Source organism: Actinomycetes bacterium, from assembly GCA_036510875.1.
In the GTDB taxonomy this organism is placed as follows: Bacteria; Actinomycetota; Actinomycetes; order Prado026; family Prado026; genus DATCDE01.
In genome coordinates this window covers 1-2,501 of record DATCDE010000243.1, presented here as the reverse complement: position 1 = coordinate 2,501, position 2,501 = coordinate 1, and the positions used below count along the sequence as shown (strand labels likewise).

The 2,501-nt window shown below is 65.7% G+C and carries 3 protein-coding genes; all 3 read right to left on the bottom strand.

The genetic code is table 11. The features are described 5' to 3' along the window. Positions 1 to 205: hypothetical protein (locus tag VIM19_14055; GenBank protein ID HEY5185989.1), on the bottom strand; the 205-nt coding region annotated here is incomplete at its 3' end. Next, positions 202 to 1,368 (bottom strand): DegT/DnrJ/EryC1/StrS aminotransferase family protein, encoded by a 1,167-nt coding sequence (locus VIM19_14050; protein HEY5185988.1) that lies wholly within the window; start codon positions 1,366 to 1,368, stop codon positions 202 to 204. The genes VIM19_14055 and VIM19_14050, both read right to left, overlap by 4 nt. Positions 1,369 to 1,448: 80 nt before the next feature. After that, the gene (locus VIM19_14045; GenBank protein HEY5185987.1) at positions 1,449 to 2,186 is read right to left on the bottom strand and encodes a response regulator transcription factor; all 738 of its coding nucleotides are present in this window, start codon (positions 2,184 to 2,186) and stop codon (positions 1,449 to 1,451) included. Between the last annotated feature and the right edge of the window lie 315 nt (positions 2,187 to 2,501).

Genomic DNA, 2,501 nt, shown 5'->3' with positions numbered 1-2,501 from the left:
GGAGTCGACGAACCACCTGCTTGGACTCGTCGTCGTCCAGGAAACCGATGGGCGCCAGCCCGAAGGAGTCGACGCGTTTCAGATCCCGCGCCAACGCGCGGCCCGCCTCGCCTGCCCCCACGATCAGCGTTCGCAGGCCTGGCTGGGTTGTCGGCATGTACCCGATGTCCGAGGGGCTCCAGTCCAACGCGATCGCGTTGCTCATCGCGACCCTCCAATCTCCGCGAGCGTGGCGCACACAGTGTCGACGTCCTCATCGGTGAGGACCTGGTCCATGGGTAGGGACAGCGTCTGGGCAAACACGCTCTCAGCGCCGGGGAAGCCGCCAGGCGCCAGTTCACAGAACTGGCTGAACCAGGTGAGTCGATGAACCGGAATGAAATGCACAGAGGTGCCGATCCCTCGCTCGTCCAGCGCGGTGATCAGGGCGTCGCGACTGACACCGAAGTCTGGACGTACGCGGACGGCATAAAGGTGCCAGGCGTGCCTGCCCGACGTGGGCCGAGGGGGCCTGGTCAGTCCGGGGATCTCCGCGATGAGCGAGTCGTATCGCGCGGCCACGTCTGCGCGTCGTGCCTGGGTCGACTCGAACCGCCGGAGCTGGGCCCGACCGATGGCCGCCTGGACATCGGTCATGTTGGCCTTGAGCCCGTCCTCCTTGACGTCGTAGCGCCAGCTGCCACCGGGCAGGTACCGCTTCCAGGCGTCCCTGGACATCCCGTGAAGCCGAACTCTGTCCACCTCGTCCGCAAGCTCGTGGTCATCGGTGGTCAGCATGCCGCCCTCACCGATGGCGAGGTTCTTGGTCGCGTAGAAGCTGAAGCACGTCGCACGCGAGATGGTGCCGACGGCCCGGTCGCCCACGACCGTGCCCAGCGCGTGGGCGGCGTCCTCGATCACGTGGTCCAAAGTGATTCCCGCAGCTTCAGCCATCTCGCCCACGTCGGTTGGCAGCCCACCGAGGTGAACCACGACCATGGCCTTGACCCCCTTGACGGCCCTGGCTGCGGCGGCCACGGTCTGTGTCGACGGCATCGCCGTGATGGGGTCGACGTCGACCAGCACCGGCTGCAGTCCCGCGTGGACGATGGCCGAAGCAGCGCCACAGAAGGTGACAGTGGACATCAGGACCCGGGACCCGACCGGCAGGTGCAAGGCGCGAAGGGCGAGCTCCAGCGCCGCGGTGCAGGAACTGACGGCGACGGCGCGTCGTGCTCCGACGTGCTCGGCGAACTCCCTCTCGAACTCGATGACCTGCTGGCCGCTGGTGACCCAGCCCGAGGCCAGTACCTGCTGAACGGCCTGGCAGGCTTCGTTGCAGATCTGTGTACGGACAAAGGGAATACGGACAGAGGGAACACGAGTCACAGGCTTCGGATGATGACGTGCTCGTGGCCTGGTTGCGATCTGCACCATTCTGATCTGCTCTCTGCGTAGTCGTGTCGGAGTTAGGAAGATCTGACGAGGAGTGAACCCCTTGTCCGGACCAGGCGAGGTAGGTCATTCGGGGGAATCACCTCGTCCTCCCGGACCCGCTCCACTCCCGCCCGGCGAGCGAACGCCACTGCGGTGAGGGCGGAGTGGACGTTGAGCTTGTGCAAGATGCTCTGGATGTGGGTGCGGACGGTGTTCGGCGAGATGTGCAGTAGTCCAGCAATCTCGTTGCGAGCCCTTCCGTCCATCAGACAGTGCAATACGTCGAGCTCTCGCGCCGTCAGGAGTGCAATAGCCTCGGCCTCGGGCATCCACCTCCCCCGATCCGACAGGGAGGCCAGGACTCGGGTTAACAAAGCCGCCGGCAGGTGGGTCTCTCCGCGGGCCGCCCCCCGAACCGCGATGAGCAGCGCCTCTACCGCGCCCTGCTTGGCCACCCAGCCCCGGACTCCCATCTGCACTGCCTCGCAGACCCGGTCGCCATCGGCCGCACCTGTGACGACCAAGATCCCGAGGTCGGGCCACTGGTCCAACAACTGGCGTCCGAGCGTCAACCCGTTCTCACCCGCGACGACCAGTTCAACGGTCACAACGTCAATCTCATGGTGCGAGAAGAGCTCCAGAGCCTCCGCAGATGACCCAGCCGTCCCGACGACCTCGAGGTCGGGCTCAGCGGAAAGTCGGGTTGCCAAGGCTTCGGCAAACACCCCATGGTCATCAACCACAGCGACCCGGATGCGCTCTTGTTTCACCCTGAAAGCCTCGCGCCTGCTCCGTCCCGGCGGAGCCGTCAGAAGCCGGAGTTGTCTCTACGTCAGAGGCTGAGCAGTCTCTACGTCAGATGCACGAGATCGCCCGCGCCAGCCCCGACTTCCGCAGTGCGTAGGCATATGCGTAGGCATGTACCTGCGGGAGACGCGGCGCACGGATCGGGACGGTTCGGTGGTGTCCTACCTGCAGATCGACCGCAACGAGCGGCCCCCGGACACGGGGACCCTGCTCAATCCCGACCTGGACATCGTCGTCGTCGACACCGCGAGCACCTATTGGGAGGTCGAAGCCGCCGA